The 23,547-nt window shown below is 63.2% G+C and carries 18 protein-coding genes; 14 read left to right on the top strand and 4 right to left on the bottom strand.

Annotated features, from left to right (window positions below):
* The first annotated feature begins 21 nt into the window (after positions 1–21).
* From gltX to ABF859_RS09680, 9 genes are all read left to right on the top strand, one after another.
* A complete protein-coding gene (gltX, locus tag ABF859_RS09720; RefSeq protein WP_415527577.1) occupies positions 22–1,440 on the top strand; it encodes a glutamate--tRNA ligase in 1,419 nt (472 codons plus the stop codon).
* Positions 1,433–2,374 (top strand): aspartate carbamoyltransferase catalytic subunit, encoded by a 942-nt coding sequence (locus ABF859_RS09715; protein WP_415527576.1) that lies wholly within the window; start codon positions 1,433–1,435, stop codon positions 2,372–2,374. Before gltX ends, ABF859_RS09715 begins: the two co-directional genes overlap by 8 nt.
* Positions 2,371–3,657, top strand: coding sequence for a dihydroorotase (locus ABF859_RS09710; RefSeq protein ID WP_415527575.1), 1,287 nt, complete (start codon positions 2,371–2,373; stop codon positions 3,655–3,657). Before ABF859_RS09715 ends, ABF859_RS09710 begins: the two co-directional genes overlap by 4 nt.
* Positions 3,654–4,286, top strand: coding sequence for a glycerol-3-phosphate 1-O-acyltransferase PlsY (gene plsY, locus ABF859_RS09705; RefSeq protein WP_415527574.1), 633 nt, complete (start codon positions 3,654–3,656; stop codon positions 4,284–4,286). Before ABF859_RS09710 ends, plsY begins: the two co-directional genes overlap by 4 nt.
* Positions 4,287–4,331: 45 nt before the next feature.
* On the top strand, positions 4,332–5,516 hold the full coding sequence (gene dprA, locus ABF859_RS09700; RefSeq protein WP_415527573.1) for a DNA-processing protein DprA: 1,185 nt from the start codon (positions 4,332–4,334) through the stop codon (positions 5,514–5,516).
* A 25-nt stretch (positions 5,517–5,541) separates the two neighbouring features.
* The gene (gene topA, locus ABF859_RS09695) at positions 5,542–8,238 is read left to right on the top strand and encodes a type I DNA topoisomerase (protein ID WP_415527572.1); all 2,697 of its coding nucleotides are present in this window, start codon (positions 5,542–5,544) and stop codon (positions 8,236–8,238) included.
* Positions 8,239–8,415: 177 nt separating this feature from the next.
* The gene (locus ABF859_RS09690; protein WP_415527571.1) at positions 8,416–10,167 is read left to right on the top strand and encodes a S41 family peptidase; all 1,752 of its coding nucleotides are present in this window, start codon (positions 8,416–8,418) and stop codon (positions 10,165–10,167) included.
* A gap of 25 nt (positions 10,168–10,192) precedes the next feature.
* A complete protein-coding gene (locus ABF859_RS09685) occupies positions 10,193–10,534 on the top strand; it encodes a DUF1491 family protein (RefSeq protein WP_415527570.1) in 342 nt (113 codons plus the stop codon).
* 156 nt (positions 10,535–10,690) lie between these two features.
* Positions 10,691–11,839, top strand: coding sequence for an OmpA family protein (locus ABF859_RS09680; protein ID WP_415527569.1), 1,149 nt, complete (start codon positions 10,691–10,693; stop codon positions 11,837–11,839).
* A gap of 157 nt (positions 11,840–11,996) precedes the next feature.
* Here the strand turns inward: ABF859_RS09680 and ABF859_RS09675 are convergent, their stop codons facing one another.
* Positions 11,997–12,542 (bottom strand): hypothetical protein, encoded by a 546-nt coding sequence (locus ABF859_RS09675; RefSeq protein ID WP_415527610.1) that lies wholly within the window; start codon positions 12,540–12,542, stop codon positions 11,997–11,999.
* Between the two features lie 312 nt (positions 12,543–12,854).
* On the opposite strand from ABF859_RS09675, the gene ABF859_RS09670 reads away from it, so the two are divergent.
* The 5 genes from ABF859_RS09670 (at position 12,855) to ABF859_RS09650 (ending at position 19,166) form a co-directional block, all read left to right on the top strand.
* A complete protein-coding gene (locus ABF859_RS09670) occupies positions 12,855–13,415 on the top strand; it encodes a hypothetical protein (RefSeq protein WP_415527568.1) in 561 nt (186 codons plus the stop codon).
* A 67-nt stretch (positions 13,416–13,482) separates the two neighbouring features.
* Positions 13,483–15,498: a DNA topoisomerase IV subunit B gene (parE, locus tag ABF859_RS09665; protein WP_415527567.1), complete on the top strand. Its 2,016-nt coding sequence runs from the start codon at positions 13,483–13,485 to the stop codon at positions 15,496–15,498.
* A gap of 2 nt (positions 15,499–15,500) precedes the next feature.
* Entirely contained in the window at positions 15,501–16,391 is an 891-nt protein-coding gene (locus ABF859_RS09660; RefSeq protein WP_415527566.1) for an EamA family transporter, read from the top strand.
* Between the two features lie 92 nt (positions 16,392–16,483).
* A complete protein-coding gene (locus tag ABF859_RS09655) occupies positions 16,484–16,906 on the top strand; it encodes a DUF2946 family protein (protein ID WP_415527565.1) in 423 nt (140 codons plus the stop codon).
* 115 nt (positions 16,907–17,021) lie between these two features.
* Entirely contained in the window at positions 17,022–19,166 is a 2,145-nt protein-coding gene (locus ABF859_RS09650; RefSeq protein ID WP_415527564.1) for a TonB-dependent receptor, read from the top strand.
* 18 nt (positions 19,167–19,184) lie between these two features.
* Here ABF859_RS09650 and dld read toward each other — a convergent pair whose 3' ends face one another.
* From dld to ABF859_RS09635, 3 genes are all read right to left on the bottom strand, one after another.
* A complete protein-coding gene (dld, locus tag ABF859_RS09645) occupies positions 19,185–20,915 on the bottom strand; it encodes a D-lactate dehydrogenase (protein WP_415527563.1) in 1,731 nt (576 codons plus the stop codon).
* Positions 20,916–20,998: 83 nt separating this feature from the next.
* Entirely contained in the window at positions 20,999–22,858 is a 1,860-nt protein-coding gene (gene mutL / locus ABF859_RS09640; RefSeq protein WP_415527562.1) for a DNA mismatch repair endonuclease MutL, read from the bottom strand.
* 87 nt (positions 22,859–22,945) lie between these two features.
* Positions 22,946–23,518, bottom strand: a complete 573-nt coding sequence (locus tag ABF859_RS09635; protein WP_415527561.1) for a DUF3035 domain-containing protein — start codon at positions 23,516–23,518, stop codon at positions 22,946–22,948.
* Between the last annotated feature and the right edge of the window lie 29 nt (positions 23,519–23,547).

Below are 23,547 nucleotides of genomic sequence, written 5' to 3'. Positions count from 1 at the left end.
AGAGCGTGATATGACGGCCGCATGACCATCCGTACGCGATTTGCCCCCTCCCCGACGGGTCTGCTGCATGTCGGCAATGCCCGCGCCGCCCTGTTCAATTTCCTCTTTGCACGCCATCACGGCGGCGAATTCCTTCTGAGGATCGAGGACACCGACAAGGAACGTTCCACCCAGAAGGCCGTGGACGTAATCTTTGACGGTCTGGCCTGGATGGGGATCGAAGCGGATGCGGAGCCGGTTTTCCAGTCCGCACGTCAGGACCGGCACACGGAAGTTGCCCTTGAGCTTCTAGCCAAGGGTCAGGCCTACAAATGTTTCTGCACGCCGGAAGAGCTGACCGCCATGCGCGAGAAGGCCATGGCCGAAAAGCGGCCGCCCCGTTACGACGGCACCTGGCGCGACCGCGATCCGTCCGAAGCGCCAGAGGGTGCGCCTTATGTGGTGCGTCTGAAGGCACCGCGCGAAGGCGAGACCGTCATCAGGGATCTGGTGCAGGGCGAAGTCCGCGTGGCGAATGCGGAGATGGACGATCTGATCCTGCTGCGCTCCGATGGGACGCCGACCTATCTGCATGCCGTGGTTGTTGACGATCATGACATGGAGATCACCCATGTCATGCGCGGTGACGATCATCTGACGAATACCTTCCGTCAGGCCATGATCTATCGCGCCATGGGCTGGGACCTGCCGCATTTCGCACATCTGCCGCTGATCCATGGGCCGGATGGCGCCAAGCTGTCCAAGCGCCATGGCGCGCAGTCCGTGGTGGATTTCCGCGAGGAAGGCTATCTGCCGGAAGCCCTGTGCAACTACCTGCTGCGTCTGGGCTGGGGTCATGGCGATGCCGAGGTCCTCTCCCGCGAGGAGCAGATCAAGCTGTTCGATCTTGATGGCGTGGGCCGCTCCCCGTCGCGCATGGATTACGTCAAGCTGGCGCATCTGAACGGAATCTGGATGCGTCAGGCCGATGACGAGCGCCTGACGAATGACGTCATGCAGCGGCTTCAGGACCGCGAGGGCGTGGTGACGGATGACAGGACCCGCGCACGCATCCTTGCGATGATGCCGGGCCTCAAGGAACGCGCCAAGACGCTGGTGGAACTGGCGGACAATGCGGCCTTCGCAGGCTTCACCCTGCCGCTGACCTTCACGCCCAAGGCCGAAAAGCTGCTGGGAGAAGACGGACGCAGGGTTCTCGAAGGCGTGGGCAAGGATCTGGCGGCTCTCAAGGATTTCACGCCCGAAGCGATCGACGGAACCCTGCGCGCCTATGCTGAAAAGCATGAAATCAAGCTCGGCTCCGTGGCCCAGCCGCTGCGGGCCGCCATGACGGGCTCCACGACGTCTCCGGGCATTGACCTGACGCTGTCGGCGCTGGGACAGGACGAGGTTCTGGCCCGTATCGCGGCCGTTCTCGCTTCCGGGTCCGTCGATGCCTGAGCGGCCTTCCGTCCCCCGGCATCTGCTGGGAATCGAGGGGCTGTCGGCTGAACAGCTCGTACCGTTCCTCGATCTGGCGGAAAGCTATGCGCTTCTGAGCCGTTCGCGTTCCGCGCCGCGTGATGCGCTGCGGGGACGGACGGTCATCAACCTGTTCTACGAAGACAGCACCCGTACCCGCACGAGTTTCGAACTCGCAGGCAAGCGGCTTGGTGCGGACGTGATCAACATGTCCGTCGCCACAAGTTCGGTGAACAAGGGCGAGACCCTTCTGGACACGGCGGCGACGCTGAATGCCATGCGCTGCGACCTTCTGGTCGTGCGGCACGCGCAGTCAGGCGCCCCTGCCCTGCTCTCGCAGAAGGTGGAGGCCAGCGTTGTCAATGCCGGCGATGGCACGCATGAACATCCAACACAGGCGCTGCTCGATGCGCTGACGATCCGCCGTCATTTTGGTCGACTTGAGGGCCTCACGGTCGCGATCTGCGGTGATGTTGGACACAGCCGGGTGGCGCGCTCCAACATCCATCTGCTGACGGCGTTCGGAAACCGGGTCCGTCTGGCAGGACCGCCGACGCTCCTGCCCGGCGCCATGGCCGAACTCGGCAATGTCGAACTGTATTCCGACATGGACAAGGCGCTGGAAGGCGCAGATGTCGTCATGTCCCTGCGGCTTCAGAAAGAGCGCATGGGGGCGGGTCTGGTGCCGAGTGCGCGGGAATATTTCCGCTTCTTCGGGCTGGACCGCCGGCGTCTGGCGCTGGCGAAACCCGGCGCACTCGTCATGCATCCGGGACCGATGAACCGCGGGGTGGAAATCGCCTCGGATGTGGCGGATTCGGACCAGAGCGTGATTTCCGAACAGGTTGAAATGGGCGTGGCTGTGCGGATGGCGGTTCTGGACCGGCTGTCCCGGGCACGGATGCCAGTATGAGCGATATCGTTTTTGAAAATGTCCGCCTGATCGACCCGGCCTCGGGTCGCGATGAGACCGGACGACTTGTGGTGCGTCAGGGCAAGATCGTCGCCTGCGAAGACGGATCGGTTCCCGAAGGAGCGCGGGTCATTGATGGCGCGGGAACCGTGCTGTGTCCCGGTCTGGTGGACATGCGCGTGGCGCTTGGAGAGCCGGGCTCGGAATACCGTGAGAGCGTCTCCTCCGGTGCGCGGGCGGCCGTAGCGGGCGGCATCACGACGATGGCGGTCCTGCCCAATACGTCGCCACCGATCGACAATCCGGCCCTCGTGCATCTTCTGCGGGTCCGGGGTGAAGAAACGGGAATGGTCTCGATCCATCCTTACGGCGCCCTGACGCGCGGCTGTGAAGGTGGCGAGATGGCCGAGCTGGGCCTGCTTCAGGAAGCCGGAGCAGTTGCTTTCACCGATGGGACGCGCGCCATCGCGGACGCCAAGCAGATGCGCAATCTGCTGTCCTATTCGCGCTTTCTCGACGCCATCGTGGTTCAGCATCCGGAAGAGCCATCGCTGGCCAAAGGCGCCTGCGCCACGGCCGGAGCGCGGGCCGTACGGATGGGGCTGCCCCAGGTTCCGGCGGCGGCGGAAGCCATCATGATCGCACGGGATCTGCGTCTGGCGGAGATGACGGGCGCGCGGCTGCATTTCGCGCATGTCTCAACGGCGGAAGGTCTGGACCTGATCCGCGATGCCAAAAGCCGCGGCATCCGCGTGACCTGCGACACGGCGCCGCCCTATTTCGCGATGACGGAAGACGATATCGGCGATTTCCGCACATATGCGAAGCTGTCGCCGCCACTGCGGAGCGACACTGACCGCAAAGCGGTCTGCACGGCGCTGGCGGATGGCACGATCGACGCCGTGGCATCGGATCATGCGCCCGCCGACGCGGATGACAAACGTCTGCCCTTCGCGCAGGCCCGGGCTGGTGGGACAGGGCTCGTCACGCTGCTGGGCGTGACACTGGGCGCCGGACTGCCGCTGCTTGATGCGCTGCGACTGGTCACATCCGCTCCGGCGACGCTGCTTGGGCTGGAGGCCGGAACGCTGGCAGTCGGAAGCGATGCCGATCTCTGCCTGTTCGATCCGGAAGGGTCGTGGACCGTGGTGGCCGGAGAGCTTCCGGGACGGGCGCAGAATACGCCTTTTGATGGACGGGACCTGAAAGGCCGTGTCCTGCGGACATTCAAACGCGGCATAGAGGTCTTTACGGCCGACGACCAACCGGGAGCAGCTGCATGAGCGGCTTTCAGGCACAGCTTATCCTGCTGTCTCTCGTGTCCTATGTCATCGGGAGCATTCCGTTCGGACTGCTTCTGACGGCACTGGCCGGAGGCGGCGACATCCGCAAGATCGGGTCGGGCAATATCGGTGCGACCAATGTCCTGCGCACGGGACGCCGGGGGCTGGCGGCAGCGACGCTGCTGCTCGATGCCCTCAAGGGGGCCGTGGCGGTCCTGATCGCCAGATTCTTCTTCCCTGGCGCAAGCGAGACAACCATGGCCGTGGCCGCAGTGGCTGTCGTCATCGGGCACTGTTTTCCGGTCTGGCTCGGATTCCGCGGCGGCAAGGGCGTTGCGACGGGACTGGGGACAATCTGGGTCCTGTGCTGGCCGGTGGGGCTCGCCTGCTGTGTGGTCTGGCTTCTGGTCGCGCGTCTGAGCCGGATTTCCTCGGCCGGGGCGCTGGCGGCGTTCCTGCTGGCTCCCGTGCTGATGGTTCTGCTTTCCGGGCGGCCACTGCACTCTCCCCTTCCCGTTGCGACCCTTCTCGTGTCGCTTCTGATCTGGGCCCGACATTCCGGCAACATCGCCCGGCTTCTGACGGGACGGGAGCCGCGCGTGAACGTGGATCAGGCCTCCCGACGCTAGTTTTTAAGTTCCTGTTAAGGAATCTGTCCTAAGGGAAAAGATCTTATGACAGTTCCCGAACACGCTTTCCCCGTCATGTCCGCAACAGACCGAATCGATACACTGCGTCTGACGCGGACGCCGGGCGTTGGTCCGATCAATTTTACGCGACTGATGACACAGTATGGCAGTGCGGGAGCGGCTCTTGCCGCTCTGCCCGGCCGGATGCGCAAGGCAGGGCGCCGGGACGATCCTGCCATCCCGTCCGTTTCACGCATGACGGAAGAGTTGGAACGTCTTGAAAAACTGGGCGGAAGGATGCTCGTCCGGGGCGATGCGGACTATCCGCTGCTCCTGTCCTGCATTCATGATGCGCCGCCTGTCCTGTTCACGCTCGGCGACGTCCGCAGACTGTCGATGCGGTCCGTGGGGATTGTCGGCGCGCGCAATGCCTCGGCAGCGGGAATCCGGATTGCGGAGAGTCTCTCGGCCGAAATGGCACATGCCGGATTTTGCGTGATTTCCGGGCTGGCACGGGGAATCGACTCGGCGGCCCATGCCGCGGCTCTTCATCCCGGACTGACGGTTGCGGCCATCGCGGGCGGGCTGGATCATGTCTATCCGCCAGAGAACGCCACACTGCAGCGGCAGATTGCCGAACGGGGCTGTCTGGTGACGGAAGCCCTGCTGGGAACAGCGCCTCAGGCCCGCCATTTTCCAAGGCGAAACCGCCTGATTGCGGGGATGTCCCTGGGATGCCTCATCATCGAGGCGACGCTCGGATCCGGCACGCTGATCACGGCTGATCTGGCCCAGTCCTACAATCGCGAACTTCTGGTCGTCCCCGGTTCACCTCTCGATCCGCGGTCACGCGGCGGGAATCAGTTACTCAAAACGGGACAGGCGACCCTGACAGAAAATATCGGTGATATTCTTCAGGCCCTGCCTCTCGACCTTCCCCGGCGCGAAGCTGAGCCCTGGCAGCGTTCAGCGGGCCACAACCCGCCCTTGACGGGCTTTTCCGAGCCTTCGGTCGTATGGGGATCTCCTGAAAATGAAGGTTGGGTCGATCCGGATGTGGCCCAGAAAACGGTGTGCGCGCTTCTGTCGGTAACGCCTGTAGCAGTTGACGATGTGGTGCGCCGCTGCCAGTTCTCCGTGTCGGCAGTGCTTGCGACGCTGGCCGAGCTGGAGCTCGGCGGGGTCGTGGAGTTTGTGCCCGGCGGACGCGTGGCGTTGCTGCCGAACTGAAGTGACGCGGAATACCGGAGTGGCGATGACGGACGTTGTGGTGGTCGAGAGCCCGGCAAAGGCCAAGACGATCAACAAGTATCTGGGAAGCGGATATACCGTGCTCGCTTCGTTCGGCCATGTGCGGGATCTGCCGCCCAAGGACGGCAGCGTGCGCCCGGACGAGAATTTTGCCATGAGCTGGCAGACGGACGAGCGTGGCGCAAAGCAGATTTCCGCCATCACCAAAGCGCTGAAGGGGGCGAAGAACCTTTATCTCGCCACTGACCCGGATCGCGAAGGCGAGGCGATTTCCTGGCATGTCCGCAGCGTTCTGGAAGAAAAAAAGCTTCTGAAGAACGTTGACGTCCATCGCGTCACCTTCAACGAAATCACCAAATCGGCCGTCACGGCTGCGATGGCAGCGCCTCGTGAGCTGGACCGTCCGCTGATCGACGCCTATCTGGCCCGCCGCGCGCTGGACTATCTGGTGGGCTTCACGCTTTCTCCCGTCCTGTGGCGCAAGCTGCCGGGCAGCCGGAGTGCCGGCCGCGTGCAGTCGGTCGCCCTGCGTCTGATCTGTGAGCGCGAAGCCGAGATCGAGGTGTTCCGCCCCAAGGAATACTGGACCGTCACCGGCGGCTTCACGACGCCGGGCAAGGCCGCGTTCCAGGCACGTCTGACGCATCTGAAGGGTGAGAAGCTCGACCAGTTCGATCTGAACAACGAGCAACTGGCCTTCGGGGCGCGTGATACCGTTCTGGGTGGACAGTTCACGGTCCGGTCCGTCGAACGCAAGCGCACCAAGCGCAACCCGCCGCCGCCGTTCACGACCTCGACCCTGCAGCAGGAAGCCTCGCGCAAGCTCGGTATGAGCGCGCAAACCACGATGCGCACGGCCCAGCAGCTTTATGAAGGTGTGGATCTGCGCGGTGAGACCACCGGTCTGATCACCTATATGCGGACCGATGGCGTGACGATGGCGAAGGAAGCCGTGGGCGCCATCCGCGGGCATATCGGCAAGGCATTTGGCGATGAGTACGTGCCGGATTATCCGCGCACCTATTCGACAAAGGCCAAAAACGCGCAGGAAGCCCATGAAGCCATCCGCCCGACGGATGTATTCCTGACGCCGCAGCAGGTCGCCCATGCCCTGACGCCGGAACAGAAGAAGCTTTACGAACTGATCTGGAAGCGTTCCGTCGCCTCGCAAATGCAGTCAGCCGAACTGGATCAGGTGGCGGTGACGCTGGCGGATGCGAGCGGCCAGACGCTTCTGCGCGCGACGGGTTCGACCATCGCATTCGACGGCTTCCTCAAGCTCTATATCGAGGGCCGGGACGATACGAAGGCCGAGGATGACGACGGCAAACTTCTGCCGCCGATGAAGGAAGGCGACCGCCTGACGACGGGAACGGTGGAGGCCGAACAGCACTTCACCCAGCCGCCACCGCGCTATTCGGAAGCCTCGCTCGTCAAGAAAATGGAAGAGATCGGCATTGGCCGCCCTTCGACATACGCCTCCATTCTCGGTGTGCTGCGGGACCGCAACTATGTGCGTCTGGACGCACGGCGCTTCGTTCCCGAAGATCGCGGGCGGCTGGTCACGGCATTCCTGACATCCTTTTTCGAGCGTTATGTCGATACCGGCTTCACGGCCTCCCTCGAAGAGCAGCTCGATGATATTTCAGGCGGACGGGCCGACTGGCATGACGTCATGGCAGCGTTCTGGCACGATTTCTCGGCGGCGGTCGCGCAGACCAAGGATCTGAAGATCTCGGACGTCATTGACGCCCTAGACGAGGATCTCGGACCGCATTTCTTCCCGCCCCGTCCGGATGGCAGCGACCCGCGCGTCTGTACGTCCTGCGGAACCGGACGACTGGGCCTGCGGCTTGGCAAGTTCGGCGCCTTCATCGGCTGTTCGAACTACCCGACCTGCCAGTTCACCCGCCGCCTGGTCGCCGAGGAAGGCGATACCGAGGGGCTAAACGACGGCCCGAAGGTTCTGGGGCAGGATCCGGAGACCGGCGAGGACGTCACGATCCGCCGTGGTCCCTACGGTCTGTATATCCAGCGCGGAGAACCGAACCCCGAGGACAAGAAGGCCAAACCCAAGCGGACGACCATCCCCAAGGGGCTCGACGGCAACACCATGACGCTGGAACAGGCGCTGGGTCTGCTGTCCCTGCCGCGTCTGGTAGGGCTTCACCCCGAGACAGGTGAGAAGATCGAAGCTGGGCTGGGGCGTTTCGGGCCCTATGTGAAGATGGGCGCCATCTATGGGACGCTCGACAAGGACGATGACGTCCTGACCGTCGGGCTGAACCGGGCCGTGGATGCGCTGGCCAAGAAACTGGCCTCCATCCGCAATCTGGGGCCCCATCCGAAGGACGGCGAGCCAGTCATGATCCGCAAGGGGCGGTTTGGCCCGTACGCGCAGCATGGCCAGTTGATCGCCAACCTGCCGAAGGGGCAGGATATGGACGAGGTCACACTGGATGAAGCGGTGGCGTTGCTGGCGGAGAAGGGCAAGCCACTGAAAGGTGCCGCAAAAAAAACTTCCGCGAAAAAAGCGGCTCCAAAGTCTGCAAAGACGAAAAAAGCCGTTGCCAGTGCGGAAGGGGATGAGGCGACTCCGAAGAGGGTAACAAAGCGTAGCCCGGCCAAATCCGCCACAAAGACGAAAACCACAACGCCGCGGAAGCGTAAGACTGTCTCCGACACGTCGTCGGAAGGCTGAGAACAGATCGGGTCGGCAGTGTTGCCAGATGGCACTGCCGACCCCACATTCGGTCTGGCAAGTCTTTACCGTGGCTGAAGTTTGTGGCGTGGTCGCGTTACGGGAGCAGCCGTCTTTTGCCGTCCCGTCTCCAAGGACCCCGTCTTGCGTCATGCCGTCCGCCCTATGACCTTTTTCATGCCGCGCAGCCGCGAGGCGGCATGTCGCCCGACCCTGTGTCTGGTGGTCTGCATGTTCCTTCTGGTGGCCCCAACAGGATCCCCAAGAGCACAGCCAGCTCCTGCTGCCGGAGAAGCCTCCGGTCAGGCCACATCCGCTCCCACGCCCACGCCTGTCCCACCCACATTTTCAGCCTCCGTCACACGAGAGGTTCTGGTTGCAGCCCTCGGCTTTCTGGAACCCCGTACCCTTGAAGCCCATTCCGCACAGGACTTCTGTGTCTGGGGACTGGATGGTCTGACAGCCATCGACCCGACGCTGTCCGTTACCGAAACGCAGCCTGCGGCTTCGGGACCGGCAGCGGCGCATGCTCCCGGCGCGGCCATGGCCGCAGCAAAAACGCCCGACACGTCCGCGCAGGCACCGGCCATGCTGAACATCCTTCAGGGGCAGACGGTGATATTCAGCCGGGTAATGCCTGCCGCAGACAGCAATGGCGCCTGGGCCGATCTGGTCACCGCCGCCATGCAGGCGGCGTGGCAGCATTCCTCTATCCTGCGGGATGCCGGATCAGACGCGCTTCTGCAGGGGTTCTTCGACGAGCTTTTCAATCATCTCGACCCCTATTCCCGTTATCTCGGCCCGTCTCCGGCCCTTTCGGACCGCACGCGACGGACAGGCAGCACGACGGGAACGGTAGGACTGAGTCTTGGACAGAGCGGACGGATGATCGTGATCACCGCCGTCAATGCCAACGGCCCCGCCTGGGAAGCCGGTGTGGACATGGGCGAGCGTCTCGTCTCCGTCAACGGACGGACGACGCATGGTCAGGACGTTGCCACGGTCCAGGCCTGGCTTGAGGGTGACGAACATACCTCCGTCACGCTGGGGATCGCCGCGAGAGGGCATCGGACGACGACGGTCAGGCTGGAGCGCGCACAGGTGCCTCCCGAAACCGTCTTTGCCTCGACGGACGGACCGTACACCGTTCTGCGGGTTACGTCCTTTTCGACCCAGACGGCCGAAGAAATCAGCCAGTACATCGATCAGGTCGTGGACGAACCAACGCCGGATGCCCCTTCGCAGACCGCGGACAGGAAGAAGGCCGCGGGGATCATCATCGATCTGCGCGGAGATCGCGGCGGCGTTCTCCAGCAGGCCGTCACGACGGCGGCCCTGCTGCTGGATCACGGCGTCGCCGTAACTACGCACGGCCGCAACCCTCTGGCCAATCACATCTGGGCCGTTCAGGGTGGGGACATGACCAATGGAACGCCGGTGGCAATTCTCGTGGATGGACGGACAGCGAGCGCGGCTGAAATCCTGGCCTCCGCTCTGGCCGATCATCGCCGCGCCGTCGTGATCGGCAGCGAGACGCTGGGCAAGGGACTCGTGCAGGTGATCGGGCAGATGCCAAACGGAGGCGAACTGTTCGTGACGTGGAGTCGCAATCAGGCCCCGCTCGGCTGGCCGATCCAGGGACTGGGCGTCATGCCGCAGGTCTGTACGTCGCTCGGAGCGGACTCCCTGCAGGCCCAGATCTCTGCGCTGAAGCAGGGCAGCACTCTTCAGGGAGAAGCCGTGCAGATGGCGCGCGCGGCCCGCTACCCGGTTCCGGTTTCGAAAATCCTTGAGATCCGGAAGCACTGTCCGGCCGCCATCGGTTCGGATGCCGACATGGACGCAGCCAGGGCGCTGCTCTCTTCCCCTGCCGCCTACAGGGCGGCTCTGGAGTCTGTTCCTGACGAGAACAGCGCGCCCCTCCACTAACCTTGCAGGACGAATGGAAACTGTCATGGGCGCACGATTGAAAACGGGACTGTGGGTACGGGCTGTCCTGCGCCGTATTTCCTCGGACGGAACCTCGGCCATGGTCCTGAAAAAAGGCGACGAGGATGCCGGTGCGGTCCTGATCGTCCTGACGGACCGCTCGGGAGGAATCGGCGTCCTGCGCGAAGACGGCACCGGCTGGGCCCGCGTGGATGCCACCGATCCCGCAGGCGTGGACGCCTATCTGGAGCGTCAGAAAAAATACGATCCCGACCTGTGGATCATCGAACTGGAGATGCTGGACGTCTCTCAGCCCGTGGAGCGCACACTCGGCTCGCGGAGGCTCGATCTGGACGAAGAGGCGTAAACTGTGGGAGTGAAGACACAGCACATGGCGAACCTGCCATAAAGAAAACCGCATGATGCGGCATTATGCTGTGTGATGCGTTGCCATCGTCCGAGCTTTCGGCAAGAACACAGACAGATAAGGTTGGCAGATTTTGCTGGTTGGAGAAAAATGCACATGACGCAACGATCCGTTGTCAGGACCTGGCTTGCCCGCGCCGGGTTCACTGCAGGCGTTTCGATGCTCGTCATGGGGACCGCAGCCGCACAGCCCGTCAAAGGACTGTATATCGCAGGTGAAGGCGGAGCGACCTTCAATCAGGATCAGACCGCACGCCTGTCTCCTGTTTTTCCGAGCGGACGCGACCATTATCAGGCCGGCGTAACCGGCATCGGGAGCCTCGGCTACGGACTCGGAAACGGATTCCGAGTCGAGGTCGAGGGCAACTACCGCAACAACCGTCTGCAGCAGTTCCGCTCCAGCACTTTCCCGTCCTCCGTCGGTGGGCGTCAGCAGGGTTATGGCGTCATGGCCAACGCCCTGTTCGACATGGATATCGGCAAGTCCTGGGTCTTCCCGTATTTCGGCGCGGGCATCGGTTATGGCTGGCAGGCGATGAACACCTATGTTCATGCCCCGAACGGCGCCTTTGACCAGCATGTCGGCGGGACGAGCGGAAACTTTGCCTATCAGGGCATCTTTGGCCTGTCCTTCCCCGTTCCCTGGGTCGTGGGCCTGTCGGCCACGGCAGAATACCGCTTCTACACGCTGATGGGGCCGAACGGGCACCATGCCACGGCGACCGGTATTTATGGCGGCTGGGACAAAACCAAGGAGTTCGGGGTTTCCAGCGGCAACCGCGATACCCGCACGGACTTCAACCACTCGCTGATGCTGGGGCTGCGCTACGAGTTTAATCCGGCGCCCCCGCCGCCAAAGCCCGTTGCGGCTCCCATGCCGATCCCGGGGCCGGCTCCCACCCGCACCTATCTGGTGTTCTTCGACTGGGATTCGGGTGAGCTGAGCACGCGGGCGAAGGCTGTCGTGGCGGCTGCAGCGCGCAACTCCACCTCCGTGCAGGTCACGCATATCGAAGTCAGTGGCTACACCGACACATCGGCAGCACAGCCGGGCCGTCGCGGCGAGGCCTATAACATGGCGCTCTCGAAGCGTCGTGCGAACACGGTCAAGGAAGAGCTGGTCCGTGACGGCGTAGCCGCCGGGCTCATCACGACGCAGGGCTTTGGCGAAAGCCATCCGCTGGTGGTGACGGGACCCAACACGCGTGAGCCGCAGAACCGCCGCGTGGAAATCGACTTCAAGTAAGGTCTGCTGACAGGCCCTGCTTCTTCCCGGTCAGCCGGCGGCTTCTCACGAGGTTGCCGGCTTTTTCGTACCTGCCGTATCCACGGCGGTCAGGCATGAAAAAGGGCGGAGAGAAACCTCCCCGCCCTTTCAGACCCATCGACGTGATGGAAAAGGCTTACTTCTTGCGACGCACCGTGTGACGGACGACCGTTTTCTTCGCAGTCGTCTTGGCCGGCGTCGGAGCGACGGCGGCAGGCGGCTTGGCGACGACAACGCCCGTCGCATCCACTGTGGCATGAATTGTCAGGTGCTCGCGCTTCTGGCCGCCACCGGGGATCAGCTCGGCCGTGAACGAATCCGTTCCGGCGTAAGCCGTGGCCGGCGTGTAGTCCACATAGGTCTTGCCATCATAGTTGTAGAGGAAAGCCTTGCCGTGTGCCGGGGGCGGGTTGACGCCGAAGGAGGCATAGTTGCCCCCCATCGGCTTCTGGATGGCGATGGAGCACAGTCCGTCATCGCTGCGGACCGTCATGTCCACGCTCATCGCGCCATCGGCGCCCTTTTTGACGGCAGAGACGTGACAGACAGCAGACGTACGCTGGTAGCCGAAGGGATTCGGGGCCACGGAACGCTGGACGATCGGCTGCTGGGCACAGCCGGAGAGAAGCAGGGAAACGGCAAGCGCCGAACCCACGGTAATGGCAGAACCTCGCAGACGCACGGTCAACTCCAACGCATCGTGACTGGACATGCCGCGTTTTCACGGCGGACAGACGTTCGGATGTAGAACAGGACAGCACCGGGCGAAAGACTGCACGGGAAGGCATCGGCCATTTTGACGGTATTTTATGCCCCAGGACCGATAAATTGGTGTTGAAGCTCCCCGCGCCAATTTTCTGCCACGAAATCATGTTTCGGATTAAGGGCTTGCCGCACGTTCCTCAGACGCAGAATCAGCTTTCGCGGGGGGTCGACCGCGGGTAGTCTGTTCCAGTGGTTGTGGCCGGTCGATCCGGTCTTGTGGAGTCTGTCAATGCCGTCGATCTTCCGTCGTTCCTTCAAGAGCCTGCTTGCCGTCGGGCTTTCCTGCGCTACGCTCGCTGCCGTTCATCCCCTGTCTGCCCGCGCTGCGGACTGCGGCAATTCCCCCGCTCACGAAGCCTTCGATGTGGCTGGCTTGAAATCCGAGCTGATGGTGACGGCCCTGTCGTGCAAGGCGCAGGAACGTTACAATGCCTTCGTCAGCAAGTTCCGCCCGGCCCTGCTGAATGCGGACGAGCGTCTGAACAGCTATTTCCACACGACCTATGGCCGTCGGGCGCAGGTCGAGCATGACGACTACATCACGCAGCTTGCCGACATCCAGTCACTGGGCGGCCTGAAGTCCGGCACGGTCTTCTGCCAGCAGCGCGAAGCGATGTTCGACGAGATCGACGCGCTGGAAACGTCTTCCGACCTCGCCCATTACGCCGAAGCCAAAGACGTGGCGCAGCCCGCCTCCTACGAAACCTGCGGGGCCCCGGCCACCCTGGACCGCCACTCCCGCAAGGGCGTGACGAAGCGGACGACGAACCGCCGTACGAACCGCGCCTGAGCCGGTCTGTCGCCCCGTTCCGAAGCGTCTGCTTGACGTTCCGTGACGGGGCGGCGACAACGCAGACATGAGCGATCTGTTCGAGTCAGGCAAGACAGGCAAAACCAGGACCGGCGGCGCCCGCAAGGGCACGGTCGACACGGAATATGGCGCCCACGACATCGAGGTGCTGGAAGGGCTTGAACCCGTCCGGCGCCGTCCGGGCATGTATATCGGCGGCACGGATGATACCGCGTACCATCATCTGGCCTCCGAGATCCTTGATAATGCGATGGACGAAGCGGTGGCCGGACACGCCACCACCATCGACGTCCGGCTGGAAGGCCCGCGCACGCTCATGGTGCGCGACAACGGCCGTGGCATCCCGACCGATCCCCACCCGAAATTTCCCGAGAAATCTGCGCTTGAGGTGATTTTCACCACACTGCACGCAGGTGGAAAGTTCTCGGGCAAGGCCTATGACACATCCGGCGGCCTGCACGGTGTCGGCAGTTCAGTCGTCAATGCGCTGTCCGAGAAGCTGGAAGTCGAGGTCGCGCGGGACCGGACGTTGTACCGGCAGGATTTCGTACGTGGTGTTTCGCTGGCACCGCTGGCGGAAGTCGGCAATGCGCCCAACCGTCGCGGCACGACGGTACGGTTCACGCCTGACCCGGAAATCTTCGGTAATCACCACTTCTCCCCTGCACGCCTCTACCGGATGTGCTGCTCCAAGGCAGCGCTGTTTCGGGGGGTCACGATCCAGTGGAAATGCGAACCGTCCCTGATCAAGGCCGGAGACGAGACGCCGGTCGAGGCCACTATCCAGTTCCCCAACGGACTGGAAGATGCGCTTTCGGCGGAACTCGGCCCTGAGCCAGACCTGCTGACGCCGATCTGGGCGGGTGACGTCGAACTGCCGATTGCAGCCGATGGCCGTACGGGCGGTCGCGTGGAATGGGCGGTCGCGTTCCTTGAGAGCGGCACGGCGTCGCTCTCCTCGTTCTGCAACACGATTCCCACGCCTCAGGGTGGCACGCATGAAGCCGGATTCCGGGCTGCTCTGGTCAAGGGACTCCGGGCCTGGGGCGATCAGCGCAAGGTCAAGCGGGCCGCGGCGATCTCCGCCGAGGACGTTCTCGGCTCTGTGGCGGCCAAGCTTTCGGTCTTCGTTCGCGATCCGCAGTTCCAGGGCCAGACCAAGGACAAACTGACCTCGCAGGAAGCATCGCGGCTGGTCGAGGGCGCACTGCGTGATCGCGTAGATCACTGGCTGGGCGGCAATCCGCAGCAGGCGGACAGTCTGCTGGCCTTCATGGTGGAGCGGGCGGAAGAGCGTCTGCGGCGCCGCGAAGTCAAGGACACGGCCCGCAAGAGCGCCACGCGCAAGCTGCGCCTTCCCGGCAAGCTGACGGACTGCACGCGCGAGAATGCAGCGGAGACGGAGCTGTTCCTGGTGGAGGGCGAATCGGCCGGTGGCTCCGCGCGTCAGGCACGGGACCGCGAGACGCAGGCCGTGCTGCCGCTGCGCGGAAAGATCCTCAACGTGGCGTCTGCGACGACGGACAAGCTGCGGGCCAATCAGGAACTGCGGGACCTGACGGAAGCTCTGGGCTGCGGCATCGGGGCCTCGTTCGATATCAGCCGTCTGCGCTACGGACGTGTCATCATCATGACGGATGCCGACGTGGACGGGGCGCATATCGCCTCGCTCCTGATGACGTTCTTCTATCGTGAAATGCCGGACCTGATCCGTCACGGCCACCTGCATCTGGCCCAGCCTCCGCTCTATCGCATTACGCATGGACCAAAGACGGTCTATGCCATGAACGATCAGGACCGGCTGCGGCGGATCAAGACCGATTTCAAGGCCAATGCGAAGGTCGAGGTCTCCCGCTTCAAGGGTCTGGGCGAAATGCCGGTGAAGGATCTCAAAGAAACGACCATGGATCCGGCCCGGCGCACGCTGCTACGGGTCATCACCCCGGCCGAGGACCGTCTTGCGACCAGCGAGCGGGTAGAAAGCCTCATGGGCCGCAAGCCGGAGCTGCGCTTCCGCTTCATTCAGGAACATGCCCGATCCGTTGACGAGCTCGACGTCTGAGCGTGTCGTCACCGGCCGGTTCCACGGAGTCCCAGAGCCAGCTCAAGGCCGTCGGCTGCCTGATCGGGGGGATTTCCTCCTTTCAGGTAGGCGCGACACTGGCGAAGGGGCTGTTTCCGCTCTTCGGCCCAACCGGCATGGTGGGGCTGCGCGTGTGTCTGGCAGCCGTGATCCTGCTGTGCATCTGGCGCCCGACACGCGGCACGCTGACGGTCGAGCGGCTGAAGCTGCTGCTGCCCTATGGCGCGTCTGTCGCGGTCATGAATTTCTGTTTCTATGTGGCGCTGGTCCGGCTGCCGCTGGGCGTGGTGGTGGCTCTTGAATTCACGGGTCCGCTGACGCTGGCGCTGGTCGGCTCCCGCCGATGGCTGGATCTGTGCTGGGCCGGACTTGTCGTAGCGGGCCTCTTCCTGCTGCTGAGACCGGAAGGGGTGGCGGCCGGCCTGTCGTCACTCAACCTGTTCGGCGTGGCGGCAGCCCTTCTGAGCGGATGCGGCTGGGTGGTCTATATCCTGACCGGCACGCGGATGGGCAGGATGTTTCCTGCCCCCGTCGCCACCACTCTGGGCATGAGCACGGCGGCCATCCTGCTGCTGCCCTGTCTGATCCCGACGATCCCGACGGTCCTGACCCATCCCTGGCAGGGCGGGGCGGCGCTGAGCGTGGCGGTCCTGTCATCAGCGGTGCCGTATATTCTGGACATGATGGCGATGCGGAGCCTGAGCCCGCGCGATCTGGGCATCCTGCTGAGCATGGAGCCGATGCTCGGCGCGCTTTCAGGATTCATTTTCCTGCATGAGGCGCTGTCCATCATGCGCTGGATGGGTGTGCTGTGCATTGCAGCCGCGTCGGCCGGGAATGTGCTGACAGGCCGGCAGAAAGCGCTGCACTAAGCGTAATCGGCTGAGAACAGACAAAAATATAGGGATAGGCCGTATTCTGCTCCCTTGACCGGGCCATGGCACGCGCGCCAGATGCGAGCGTCATGTCTGTTCGCCCTTTCCCTTCAGTCCGACGGTCCCGTGCTTCTGCGCTTGCGGTCACCGTCGCGATTCTGCTGGGATTTCTGGGGCAGCTTGTCCTTCAGGGATGCGCCTATCCCGAGGAAAGCCCGCGGGCGACGATCGAGCGCCTGACAGGGATCGACATTGCGCCAGCTCCGAGGGCAATGGCGGGATCAATGCCGGGCATGATGGCCGGGCATCACCATCACCACCATTCCCATGATGGCACTTGCCCGCTCTGCCCATTGTTGCAGCTTCTGGCGGTCATTCTTGCCAGCCTGCCCGTCGTACCGGCCTGTGGGAGCATAGGTCGTCAGATCCGGCAGCAGCCCGGCGCGCCACGTGCGCCACCCGCGGTCTGGCGTCTGCTTCCCCCCTCGCGTGGGCCACCTTGCGCCGTCTGAACCCCATCGTGGTCATGGCGGAGGACAAAGGTTTCTGCGGTCTGCCTTTTTCGGGGCGGACCTTCAGGGCGTGATCCGCCGTGACTGGATTTCAGACCAGTCGAGGATGCGGATCATGCTCCCCCTTTTCGCCTTCCGTACAGGTGGAAGCGCACATCATGCGCGCCCCTATCTGACGGCCATGATTTTTACCCTGAGCACCTTTTCAGCAGCGTCCGCACAGGATGCCCTCTCCCCGCCGGAATCCGTCGAGTCCGCCAAGGCCGAACAGTTGCGTGTCATCGGCGTACACCAACCCCAAACGACCAACACGGATACGGCGCATCTTCTGGACCACGCACTCGGTTACAGCACCTATGCCGCGGGTGGCGTGTCTGCCCTGCCCGTCCTGAACGGCATGGCCGATGACCGGGTGGCGACGCTGGTGGACGGAATGCGGATCGATGCGGCCTGCCCGAACCACATGAACCCGGCCATGTCCTATGTCGATCCGGACAGCGTCTCGCGCGCCGTGGCGATTGCGGGGATTACGCCCGTGAGTCTGGGCGGAGACAGCATCGGTGGCACCGTCGAGATCGAGCGCAAAGACCCGCTCTTTGCCAAAACGGGCAATATCCTCGTAACGGGACATGTGCGCGGCGACTATCGCAGCAATGGCGGCGGCTCAGGCGCTTCCGGATCCCTGACGGTCGCCAATGACATGTTCAGCCTGCGCTATACGGCGTCCTATTCCCATGCCAGCGACTATCAGGCAGGCGGGAGCGGGCAACGGGTGCGGTCCACGGAGTATCTGAGCTTCAACCATGCCGTGACGCTGGGCGTGAAGAAGGCCAACCATCTGCTGGCCCTGACCTTCGGTCAGCAGGACATTCCCTATGAGGGCTTTCCCAACCAGTACATGGACATGACGAACAACCGATCCACCTTCGTGAATGGCAAGTACAAGGGCGACTTCAACTGGGGCACGCTGGATGTGCGCGGGTCGTGGCAGCGGGTGACACATGTCATGGACATGCTGTCGGACAAGGGCGGTCACAGCGCGACCACGGGCATGCCGATGAACACGGATGCGCGGACGGCGGCCTATGCGGTCAAGGCGACGATTCCGCTTGGACTGAAACACACGCTGAAGCTGGGCAGTTCCTTCGACCATAACGGGCTGAACGACTGGTGGCCGCCGCTTCAGGGCAGCATGATGATGGGGCCAGGCACCTATCACAACATCAATAACGGCCATCGGGACCGGCTGGGTCATTTCGCGGAATGGGACGCGCAGTGGCTGCCCCGCTTTTCCACACAGCTCGGATTCCGTAATGATCTGGTGATGATGAATACCGGCAAGGTCGCGCCCTATTCCTGGACCGGGATGATGTCCATGGCGGATGCGATGGCGGCAGACCGGTTCGATCAGGCGTCACGCGGTCGCACGGACGTCAATTTCGACGTGACCGCAACGGGCCGCTGGAAGCCGCTGGACAGCCTGTCCATCGAAGGCGGCTATGCCCGCAAGACGCGCTCGCCGAACCTGTATGAACGGTATGCCTGGGGGATGGGCAGCATGGCGACGCGCATGATCGGCTGGTTTGGTGACGGCAACGGCTATGTGGGGAACCTGAACCTGTCACCTGAAGTCGCCAATACGGCCAGCGTGACGGTGGACTGGCATGATCCGAACCCGACCCAGCGCTGGGACCTGAAGATCCAGCCGTTTTATACCTACACGCACAACTACATTAACGTCCGGCGGCTGAGCAGCTTCTCCAACGGACTGTCGATGCTGGGTTTCGTCAATCACAATGCCCAGAGCTACGGCATCAACGCCTCAGGTTCGGTACGCCTGTGGGACAGGCATGCCTACGGACGAGGCGAGCTGGTCGGGAACATCAACTGGGTGCGCGGTGTGGATCTGGTCACGCATTCGGGGCTGTATCACCAGATGCCCGCGAACGGCCTGATCGGGCTGCACGAGACCTATGAGAACTGGACGGGCCGCATCGAGGTGACGCTCGTGAAATCCAAGAACACCGTGGACTGGCTGCGCAACGAACCCCGCACGCCGGGCTATGCCCTGCTGGGACTCGGGGGGAGCTATCGCTGGCGATATTTTACGCTCAACGCAGAACTCGCGAACGTGCTGAACCAGCGATACTACCTGCCGCTCGGGGGGCTCTCGCTGGGGGACTACGACGCCACGGGCATTCTGGGGCCGTTGCCGGGAATGGGGCGGTCTTTCAACATGAACCTGACCGCCGCATTCTGAAAGAGAACCGGGAGCGCGTCAGACGCTCTCGGCAACCCAGTTCCGCTTCTTCGTCGCCAGACCAATGCCCGGGTTGAAGCAGTTGCAGGGATCGAGGCTGCGGTAATGGGCAACCATTTCCTCAGGCGCCTTGTAGAGATGCCCGACATTGTGTTCGGCCGGGTAGCGGGCGCCACGGGCGTCCAGTCCGGGGAGCATGTCGTGCTCCACCTTCATGGCGTTGTAGCCCTTCTTGATCACGTAATCCTGGTGCATCACGTGGCAGAAGAAATGGCCGTAATAGAGTTTGAGGATGATCTTGTCCTCGATCTCCTTGGGCAGGACCTCGAACCACTCACGATCGTTGCGGCGCAGGGCAACGTCGAGCGCCACGATGTCTTCGGCGGTTTTCGTATGGACCGCGCGATACCGGACGGCAGCACCGGCTGCGGCAAAACGATGCAGAAAGGCACGCTTGCCCTCGTCCGGCGTACATTCAAAGAAAGCGCCACCCGTGCTCGACGCCCACTGTTCCAGATAGGCCCGGACAGGTGCGGTCATCGGGGCAGAGACCTTGAGCATGAGATGATGCTCGAAACGGTCACGGTAGTCGCACATGCGCTGGGGAAGCTGCTTCGGCAGGAAGCGGCTGAGGAACTGCATCGCCAGATCGCTGAAATGGTTGGACAGGAACGGCAGGCGCTGTGCGAAAACATCGAAACGGGACTTCATGCCGAAGAACATCGGCAGGTATTTCGTGCCGAAATAACGGATGATGGCGAACGTGTCCTTGCCATATTTTTCGGCGATGTCGAACGCATCGCGGTGCAGGTATTCACCGGCGATGGGCAGTTCGTCAAAATGGGTCAGGGCATGGCGGCGGAGGTCTTCGAGGTCGGATGTGTTGTTCGTCCCGATATAGAACACGCCCGGATTTTTATTGGCTTCGAACGTGTCGAGACGGACAGCAAACACGACCAGCTTGCCCGCGCAGCCCGCAGCTTCGTACCAGCGGTTGGGATCGGCGTTGAAACGGGCCGGGGTATCGGCGTCCACATCGCGGACATGGGTTGCGTAATTCTCGTCATGGCCACGGCCGGCTTTCCAGTCGATGGCGGACTCCGGGAGCTGTCCTGCCTGAACGGCTGCAAGGATCTGTTCGGGATTGCCTTCGAGGCGAATGCCGAGATGATTGACGAGATGGAGTTTGCCGTCCTCGCCCATCTGGCCGAACAGGGCCATCTCGGTGAAAGCCGGTCCGCGCTGGACCAGAGCGCCGCCGGAATTGTTGCTCACGCCACCCAGAACGGAGGCGCCGATACAGGACGACCCGATCACGGAATGCGGCTCGCGGCCGATCGCAGCCAGTTTCTCTTCCAGATCGTGCAGGGTCGATCCGGGCAGACAGACCACCTGCCTGCCGCTACCGATCAGATGAATGCCGTCGAGCCGGTTCGTGCTGATGATGACGACGTCCCGGTCATAATCATTGCCGTCGGGTGTGGAACCGCCGGTCAGGCCGGTATTGGCGGCCTGCATGATGATGATCCGGCCCGTCTCGGCACAGAGCTTCGCCGCCCGCCACAGTTCGACCAGACTTCCCGGCTGGACGACGGCCACGACATCCCCCATTCCGAAGCGGAAACCCCGACGGAAACGGAAGGTCGCACTCGGCTTCGTCAGAACATGTCGCGCTCCCACGATCGAGCGGAGAGAATGAACGAAAGAGGCGTTGCTGGCCTCGGAAGTGGCTTTAAGTGACGCTGACATACTTTCTGTCTTTCTCCGGCGACGAAGTGATCGCTGACGGTCCTAACATGGTGTTGCAAGAAACCACTCTTCAAGCCTGCGTGTTATTTAACGCGCCCGAAAAGACGTTCAAGTTCACGACGGGTCAGTTTGAGCCATGTGGGGCGTCCGTGAGAGCAAGTATTTGCACGCGGTGTCTGTTCCATCTCACGCAACAGGGCATCCATTTCTTCAGGCTTGAGACGACGACCTGCGCGGATGCTGCCATGACATGCCATGCGCGCCAGAATGGCATCCAGATGATGCGAGAAACTTCCCGTACTGGCGGCGTCCAGATCCGGATCGCTGGCCAGTTCATCAGCGATGTCCTTCAGGAGACCCTGGATATCCTGCGCGCCAAGCAGAGCGGGAACCGACCGCAGCAGCACACTGCCCGGACCAAAGGATTCGAGGTCGATCCCGAGTTTCGAGAGATCCTCCGCGCACGCCATGAGAGCTTCCGCCTCCCGGCGGGGCAGATCCACCACTTCCGGCAGAAGCAGGGCCTGCGCGCGCAGCGTGCCGCCGCTGGCATACTGTTCGCGCAGGCGTTCATGGGTCAGGCGCTCATGGGCGGCATGCTGGTCCACGAGGACGAGATCCCCATCCGGCGCGAGGGCGAGGATGTAGGTATCGAAAACCTGCGCGATGGCAGCCCCCAGCGGAAAGGCCGGATCCAGCGTGTCCGGCTGGCGCGGCGGTCTGGCAGCGGGCGCAAAACCCTGATCCGTCTCGGCAAATCCCGGGCGCGGGGCGGAGGCCGGACCATCGGGAAGAGTCGGGAGTCGGGCCGCATGTACGGCAGGCAGACTGCCCTGCACAGGAAGGGAGAGAGGTCTTTCCTGCGGCTCCGGAGGGCGGGGCGGATAGACGATGGAGGGACGCGAACCGAAGCTGGCATGAATACCGCCGCCGCCACTCGAACCATGCCCCAGCGCCCGGCCCAGACCACCAATCACGAGAGAGCGGATTTCGGCTTCATCCGCGAAACGCAGTTCCGTCTTGGCAGGATGGACATTCACATCCAGCCGTTCCAGCGGCACTTTCAGGTGCAGCGCCATAACCGGGAAGCGGCCACGCTCAATGACAGGACGGTAGGCCACGCGGATGGCGGTCCGGAGCATCGGGTCCGTCACCGGGCGGTTGTTGACCAGAATGAACTGACCCGATCCTGTAGCGCGGGTGCGGGCCGGTCCACAGGCAAACCCCGACAGACGGACAGAGCCCCGCTGTTCATCCAGCGGAATCAGCGTGTCGGGCGTCGTGTCCAGAACGGAAGCCGTACGCGCGATGGGGCTCTGTTCGGGCAGATCGAACAGGACCCTGTCGTCCAGCAGGACGCGCATGGCGCAGTGCGGCGCGGACAGGGCGAGCCGCCGCATGACGGATTCGGCATGGCCGCTTTCGACGCGGGCGCTCTTGAGAAACTTGCGTCGCGCCGGGGTGGCGAAAAACAGATCGGTCACGACGATACGCGTACCAACCGGGCCGGAAGCAGGCTGCGGTGGGGTGATGACGCCCGCATCCACACGGATACACCAGGCGGTGTCGGACTCCGGCGTGCGGGACGTGATCGACAGACGCGCGCTGGCGCCGATGGAGGGCAGCGCCTCACCCCGGAAGCCCAGCGTGCGGATCTGAACGAGGCGTTCGTCCTGAAGCTTGGAGGTGCAGTGCCGTTCGACCGCGAGTTCCAGCTCGCCCGGGCTCATGCCGCAGCCATTGTCCGTAACGTCGATCCGGTCCGTTCCGCCAGCGCGCAGGGCGACCACGACGCGGGTCGCGCCGGCATCAATGGCGTTTTCCACCAGTTCCTTGAGCGCGGCAGCAGGCCGCTCGATGACCTCGCCAGCCGCGATCAGGTCAATGACGTGGCCGGAAAGACGACGGATTGTGGGGCGGGAAAAGGACGGGGCCTCGGTCACGATGCCTCCTCATCGTCCGGAACGGGTCCGGACGGCAGACAGGGCCGTCCCACACGCCCGGTCAGAAGGCGGTCGGGACGGTTATGATCAGAGAACGCCGAGGAAGGCTTTCTTCTTGCGAACGGTCGGCGTGGCGCCGGTCGCGGGATTGCGTCCAAGGGCGGAATTCTCGCGGATGCGGCGGTTTTCGGCGTCCCCATCAACGACGGAACCGGCGCTGCCCCCCCTCCAGAACATCAGATTGTCCACGAACCCTGCATCCGCCGTGCCAAGTTCGGCATTGTTCGGCGCATTGGCAGACTTGTCCACCTGTCCGACAAGCGCGCTCTGGCCCGAACTGCCCTGTCCGGCATCCGGGTGCAGGGCCGTGTCAGGCGACAGGGTTTCAAGCGCCTGCATCCGCGGGCTTTCGTCCGGGCGATGGGCATCCGCCGCGCCGGGGAGCTGCATCTGCTCGGAAGGCGGCATGGAGAGCGGAGCGCGGGTGGTGACGGTGTACTCGTCGGGCATGGCCCGTTCGAGACCGATCGCGCGTGAGACATCCGCACCCGAGCAGCCCGAAAGCAGCAGGCCGATGGAAGCCATGGCACCCATCTGGACACTGAGACGGGCAACGGAATAACGGTTACGACGCATGGAGGGCCCCTGGGACGCGATCATGATGCAACACTCCTACAGTCCGCGCGGCG

It is taken from the genome of Gluconobacter sp. (genome assembly GCF_047722525.1).
GTDB lineage: Bacteria > Pseudomonadota > Alphaproteobacteria > Acetobacterales > Acetobacteraceae > Gluconobacter.
This window is presented reverse-complemented; position numbering and strand designations above follow the sequence as displayed.